This window comes from Pseudomonas sp. OF001, assembly GCF_904426495.1.
Classification (GTDB): domain Bacteria; phylum Pseudomonadota; class Gammaproteobacteria; order Pseudomonadales; family Pseudomonadaceae; genus Geopseudomonas.
This window is the reverse complement of the sequence record NZ_CAJGBM010000029.1, coordinates 22,058-28,057: the sequence shown is the minus strand read 5'-3', so window position 1 is coordinate 28,057 and position 6,000 is coordinate 22,058. Positions and strand designations below refer to the sequence as shown.

The 6,000-nt window shown below is 71.2% G+C and carries 5 protein-coding genes; all 5 read left to right on the top strand.

The window, feature by feature from the left end:
- A partial coding sequence (locus tag RA210_RS15695) for a DnaJ domain-containing protein (protein WP_201487236.1) occupies positions 1-433 on the top strand: 433 nt, incomplete at its 5' end.
- A gap of 76 nt (positions 434-509) precedes the next feature.
- Complete coding sequence (locus RA210_RS15690) at positions 510-2,933, top strand: PAS domain-containing sensor histidine kinase (protein ID WP_236574775.1); 2,424 nt, start codon at positions 510-512, stop codon at positions 2,931-2,933.
- Entirely contained in the window at positions 2,930-3,559 is a 630-nt protein-coding gene (locus RA210_RS15685; RefSeq protein WP_136489591.1) for a response regulator, read from the top strand. Before RA210_RS15690 ends, RA210_RS15685 begins: the two co-directional genes overlap by 4 nt.
- A gap of 159 nt (positions 3,560-3,718) precedes the next feature.
- On the top strand, positions 3,719-4,828 hold the full coding sequence (locus RA210_RS15680) for an ABC transporter ATP-binding protein (RefSeq protein ID WP_136489590.1): 1,110 nt from the start codon (positions 3,719-3,721) through the stop codon (positions 4,826-4,828).
- 57 nt (positions 4,829-4,885) lie between these two features.
- A complete protein-coding gene (locus tag RA210_RS15675) occupies positions 4,886-5,917 on the top strand; it encodes an ABC transporter substrate-binding protein (RefSeq protein ID WP_201487235.1) in 1,032 nt (343 codons plus the stop codon).
- Positions 5,918-6,000 lie beyond the last annotated feature (83 nt).

Sequence of the window (6,000 nt, the reverse complement as noted above, 5' to 3'; positions counted from 1 at the left end):
CTCGCGCGTCGAGACAATCCTGGCGGGGCTGCGACAGCGCCCGGCGCGCGTCGACACCGTGCTGCGCGCCGCCTGGCGCATGGCCTGGGCCGGCGACTGCTGCGCCCCGGCGGCGCGCGCCCTGCTCGGCGTGTGGGCGGCGCAGCTCGGCTGTCCGGCGGCGCAGCTGGCGGCGCTGGAGAACCAGGCGCTGGGGCGCGGCCTGCCGCTGGTCCGCCGCGACGACGCCTACCGCACGGCGCTGGACCTGCTCGGCGTCACCCCCGACACGCCGCCGGCGGCCATCCGCCAGGCCTACCGGCGCCTGCGCAGCCGCCACCATCCGGACAAGCTCGGCCGCGCCGATCCGGTGCGCCTGGCCGCGGCCACCGAGCAGAGCCATCGCCTGCAGGCGGCCTGGGAGCTGGTGCGCGCCCGCCACGGTCTGCGCTGAGCCCTGTAGCGGCGCAGGCCGATGGGATAGGCTGGCGGCGGACCGTGCGCAGTGCCCGGCCTACGGAGTCTTCGCCATGCCCCTTTCCGCCCACCTGGTTCGCTGCCTGACATCCGCGATGCTGCTGCTCGGCCTCTGCCTGACGCTGCCGGTACGTGCCGAGCCGGCGGCGCTGGCGGTGGATGCGGCGCAGCGCCAGTGGCTGGCCGATCATCCGCGGCTGCAGGTCGGCGTCGTGCTGCAGGCGCCCTACGCCCAGTTCGAGCGGCGCCAGCGCCAGCAGCAGCTGGTCGGCGCCCATGTCGAGCTGATGGGCGCGCTCGCCAGCCGCCTCGGCGTGGACCTGAACTGGCATGCCTATCCCGACCAGGCCGCGCTGGAGGCGGCGCTGCAGCGCGGCGAGATCGAACTGGCCCCCGGCCTGCAGCAGACCCCGGCCGGCCTGCGCCTGTGGCGCTACTCCGATCCCTACCTGCGCATTCCGCACCTGGTCGTCGGCGAGCGCAGCGGCGCCGCGGCGGTCCGCCTCGACCGCCTGGGGCGCGGCGAGCCGGTGGCGGTGCGCGAAGGCAGCCCGGTGCAGCGCTTCCTGCGCAGCAGCCACAGCAGCCTCGAGCTGCGCCCGGCCAGCTCCGAGCGCCAGGCGCTGCGCCAGGTGCTGGCCGGCGAGGCGAGCTATGCGGTGCTCGACGAGGCGCAGTACAGCCGTCTGCACGGCGAAGTCGAGTTCGCCGCGCTGGCGGTGCTCGGCGAGGTCGGCTATCCGCTGCTGCTGCGCGTCGCCGTGCGCCCCGACCTGCCGGAACTGGCCGGGCTGATCGACCGGGCCCTGCGCGCGCTGCCCGCCGCCGAGCTGGAGGCCATGCAGCGGCGCTGGCTGCAGCCGCCGGTGACGAGTCTCGGCGAGTCGGCCGGCTTCTGGCGCAGCCTGGCCCTGCTGCTCGGCCTGCTGCTGCTGGCGGTGCTGGGCGCGGCCTGGTGGCTGCGGCGCCAGCACGACGAGCTGGAGCTGCGTCTGGCCGTCGCCCGCCACGACCTGAGCCTGCGCGAGTCGGCCGAGCAGGCGCTGCGCCTGGCCCAGTTCTCCATCGACCACAGCACCGTCGGCATCCTCTGGGTCAACTGGGACAGCCACCTGCGCTACGCCAACCGCGCCGCCGAGCAGCTGCTCGGCTACCCGGCCAGGGGCCTGGTCGAGCGGCCGCTGAGCGAGCTGGCGCCGAACCTCGACATGGATCGCTGGCTGGCGCTGTGGAAGCGCGCCCGCGCCAGCGACGAGGCGCTGGCCTTCGAGACCCGCTGCCGCTGCGCCGACGGCGAGTGGCTGCCGGTGGACCTGTCGCTCAGCTTCCTGCGTTTTCGCGACACCGAATACCTGGTGATCTATCTCACCGACGTCACCGAGCGGCGCCGCGCCCGCGCCGCCCTCGAGGAGAGCGAGGCGCGCCTGAAGGGCATCGCCGGCAACGTGCCCGGCCTGCTGTTCCGCCTGGAGCGCGCCGCGCCGGGCGCCGAGGTGCACATCGCGTTCATCGGCGAGGGCAGCGCTGGGTTGGTCGGCTACCCGGCGGCGACCCTGCTCGAGCCCGAGCGCGGCATCCGCAGCCTGGTCCACCCCGACGAGCGCGAGCACTACTGGAGCAGCCAGCAGGCGGCGCTGGCGGCCGACGACGACTGGCGCTGGCAGGGCCGCCTGCTGACCCGCGACGGCACGCCGATCTGGGTCGACATCAAGGCCACCGCGCGGCGCCTGGAGGCCGGCCGGGTGGTGTGGGACGGCATGGTCTGGGACATCAGCGAACTCAAGCGCACCGAGCTGGCGCTGGCCGAGTCGCAGGCCCAGCTGCGCGAGCTGGCGGCGCACCTGGAGAGCGTGCGCGAGGAGGAGAAGGCGCGCATCGCCCGCGAGGTGCACGACGAGCTGGGGCAGATGCTCACCGTGCTCAAGCTGGAACTCTCCATGTGCCAGCTGGCCCATGGCGAAGGCGACGCCGACCTGCGCCAGCGCCTGCAGCACATGAGCAAGCTGCTCGCCCAGCTGTTCCAGGTGGTGCGCGACGTGGCCACCGCGCTGCGCCCGCCGATCCTCGACGCCGGCATCGCCTCGGCCATCGAGTGGCAGGCGCGGCGCTTCGAGGCGCGCACCGGCATCCCCTGCCTGGTCGAGGTGCCCGAACAGCTGCCGGCGCTCGGCGAGGGCAAGGCCACCGGGCTGTTCCGCGTGCTGCAGGAGGCGCTGACCAACATCATGCGCCATGCCCAGGCGCACAGCGTGGAGATCCGCCTCAGCCGCGAGGCCGGCGAGCTGCAGCTGTGCATCGCCGACGACGGCGCGGGCTTCGACCCGGCGCAGGTGCGCAGCGGCTCGTTCGGCCTGGTCGGCATGCGCGAGCGGGTCGCCATGTTCGGCGGCAGCCTGCGGCTGGACAGCACCCCGGGGCAGGGCACTACCCTGTACGTGAGGGTTCCCCTCGACCGGGAGGATAAGGAGACGGCATGATTCGGGTACTGGTGGCCGAAGACCACACCATCGTCCGCGAGGGCATCAAGCAGCTGATCGGCATGGCCAGGGACCTGACGGTGGCCGGCGAGGCCGGCAACGGCCAGCAGCTGCTGGAGATCCTCCGCCAGACGCCCTGCGAGGTGGTCCTCCTCGACATCTCCATGCCCGGGGTCAACGGCCTCGAGGCGATCCCGCGGATCCGCGCGCTGAGCAACCCGCCGGCGATCCTCGTGCTGTCGATGCACGACGAGGCGCAGATGGCCGCCCGCGCGCTGAAGATCGGCGCCGCCGGCTATGCCACCAAGGACAGCGATCCGGCGCTGCTGCTCACCGCGATCCGCAAGGTCGCCGGCGGCGGCCGCTACATCGACCCGGCGCTGGCCGACCGCATGGTCTTCGAGGTCGGCCTGACCGACTCGCGGCCGCCCCACGCGCTGCTTTCCGAGCGCGAGTTCTCGGTGTTCGAGCGCCTGGTGCGCGGCGAGGGCGTCAACGAGATCGCCCAGCAGCTGTCGGTCAGCAGCAAGACGGTGAGCACCCACAAGGCGCGGCTGATGCAGAAGCTCGACGCCCACTCGGTGGCCGACCTGGTGCGCTACGCCATGGAGCACAAGCTGGTCTGACGCCTGCGCGGGGGCGCATGGAACCGCTACCCGTGTAGGGCAATCCCTACAGAACATCTTCCGGCGGGCCTAGCCGATGTCGTCCTGCCCGCCGATTTGCCCGCCGCCGGCACCTGCCTACGCTGTAGCCATAGTCCACCCAGTCCTACAGGTGCGGTCATGGCCGAGACGCAAGGCAACGACATCCTGGTCAGCTTCCGTAGCGTGCAGAAGAGCTACGACGGCGAGAACCTGATCGTCAAAGATCTCAATCTGGACATTCGCAAGGGCGAATTCCTCACCCTGCTCGGGCCGTCCGGTTCGGGCAAGACCACCAGCCTGATGATGCTGGCCGGCTTCGAGACCCCCACCGCCGGCGAGATCCTCCTCGGCGGCCGGGCGATCAACAAGCTGCCGCCGCACAAGCGCGACATCGGCATGGTGTTCCAGAACTACGCCCTGTTCCCGCACATGACCGTGGCCGAGAACCTCGCCTTCCCGCTCAGCGTGCGCGGCATGGGCAAGGCCGACATCGCCGAGCGGGTCAAGCGCGCGCTGAGCATGGTGCAGCTGGAGGCGCTGGCCGGGCGCTACCCGGGGCAGATGTCCGGCGGCCAGCAGCAGCGCGTGGCGCTGGCCCGCGCCCTGGTGTTCGAGCCGCAGCTGGTGCTGATGGACGAGCCGCTCGGCGCGCTCGACAAGCAGCTGCGCGAACACATGCAGATGGAGATCAAGCACCTGCACCAGCGCCTGGGCGTCACCGTGGTCTACGTCACCCACGACCAGGGCGAGGCGCTGACCATGTCCGACCGCGTGGCGGTGTTCCACCAGGGCGAGATCCAGCAGATCGCCCCGCCGCGCGAGCTGTACGAGGAGCCGTGCAACGCCTTCGTCGCCAACTTCATCGGCGAGAACAACCGCATCAACGGCCGCCTGGTGCGCCGCGACGGCGAGCGCTGCGTGGTCGAGCTGCCGCGCGGCGAGCAGGTCGAGGCGCTGGCGGTGCGCGTCGGCCAGCCGGGCGAGCTGGTCAGCCTGTCGGTGCGCCCCGAGCGGGTGCGCATCAACGGCCACAGCAGCGGCTGCGACAACCGCTTCTCCGGCCGGGTCGCCGAGTTCATCTACCTGGGCGACCACGTGCGCGTGCGCCTGGAGGTGGCCGGGCAGAACAACTTCTTCGTCAAGCAGCCGATCGCCGAACTCGACCCCGCGCTGGCGGTGGGCGACGTGGTGCCGCTCGGCTGGCAGGTCGAACATGTCCGCGCCCTCGATCCGCTGAGCGCGGAATAAGGATCGCGGCCCGATAGTGGCAAGTACCCCCAAACGCAGCATCCTGGAGAAGAATAAATGTCGAAATCCCTGAGGTTCGCGGCCCTGACCCTGGGCCTGGGTTGCACCCTGTCGGCCGTGGCGGCCGATCTGACCACCATCTCCTTCGGCGGCGCCAACAAGCAGGCGCAGGTCAAGGCGTTCTACGAGCCCTTCGAGAAGGCCAGCGGGCACAAGGTCATCGCCGGCGAGTACAACGGCGAGATGGCCAAGGTCAAGGCGATGGTCGATACCGGCAGCGTGAGCTGGAACCTGGTCGAGGTGGAGTCGCCGGAACTGGCGCGCGGCTGCGACGAGGGGCTGTTCGAGGAACTCGATCCGGCGCAGTTCGGCCCGGCCTCGGACTACATCGACGGCGCCATCCAGCCGTGCGGCGTCGGCTTCTTCGTCTGGTCCACCGTGCTGGCCTACAACGCCGACAAGCTGAAGACCGCGCCGACCAGCTGGGCGGACTTCTGGGACGTGCAGAAATTCCCCGGCAAGCGCGGCCTGCGCAAGGGCGCCAAGTACACCCTGGAATTCGCCCTGATGGCCGACGGCGTGGCGCCGAAAGAGGTCTACAAGGTGCTGGCCACCGACGAGGGCGTCGACCGTGCCTTCAAGAAGCTCGACCAGCTCAAGCCGCACATCCAGTGGTGGGAAGCTGGCGCCCAGCCGCCGCAGTACCTCGCCTCCGGCGACGTGGTGATGAGCTCGGCGTACAACGGCCGCATCGCCGCGGTGCAGGGCGAGAGCAATCTCAAGATGGTCTGGGACGGTGGCATCTACGACTTCGACGCCTGGGCCATCCCCAAGGGCGCCAAGGATCAGCAGGCCGCCCGCGAGTTCATCGCCTTCTCGGTCAAGCCCGAGCAGCAGAAGGCCTACGCGGAGAACATCGCCTACGGTCCGGCCAACAAGAAGGCCATCGACCTGCTGCCCAAGGAGCGTCTCGGGCTGATGCCGACCACTCCGGAGAACATCGCCAACCAGGTGGCCATCGACGTGACCTTCTGGGCCGACTACGGCGAGCAGCTGGAACAGCGCTTCAACGCCTGGGCCGCCAAGTAACAGCCTCGGCGGGACGGCGCTGCGCCGTCCCGTCCGCGGGAAGCATCCCGCCGTCTTGCCCGGCCGCCGGCGGCGGCCTTCTG

Excerpts from the sequence above, each read along its gene's own strand:
- RA210_RS15690 (WP_236574775.1), top strand. The coding sequence starts at position 510 with ATGCCCCTTTCCGCCCACCTGGTTCGCTGCCTGACATCCGCGATGCTG.
- RA210_RS15685 (WP_136489591.1), top strand. The coding sequence starts at position 2,930 with ATGATTCGGGTACTGGTGGCCGAAGACCACACCATCGTCCGCGAGGGC.
- RA210_RS15680 (WP_136489590.1), top strand. The coding sequence starts at position 3,719 with ATGGCCGAGACGCAAGGCAACGACATCCTGGTCAGCTTCCGTAGCGTG.
- RA210_RS15675 (WP_201487235.1), top strand. The coding sequence starts at position 4,886 with ATGTCGAAATCCCTGAGGTTCGCGGCCCTGACCCTGGGCCTGGGTTGC.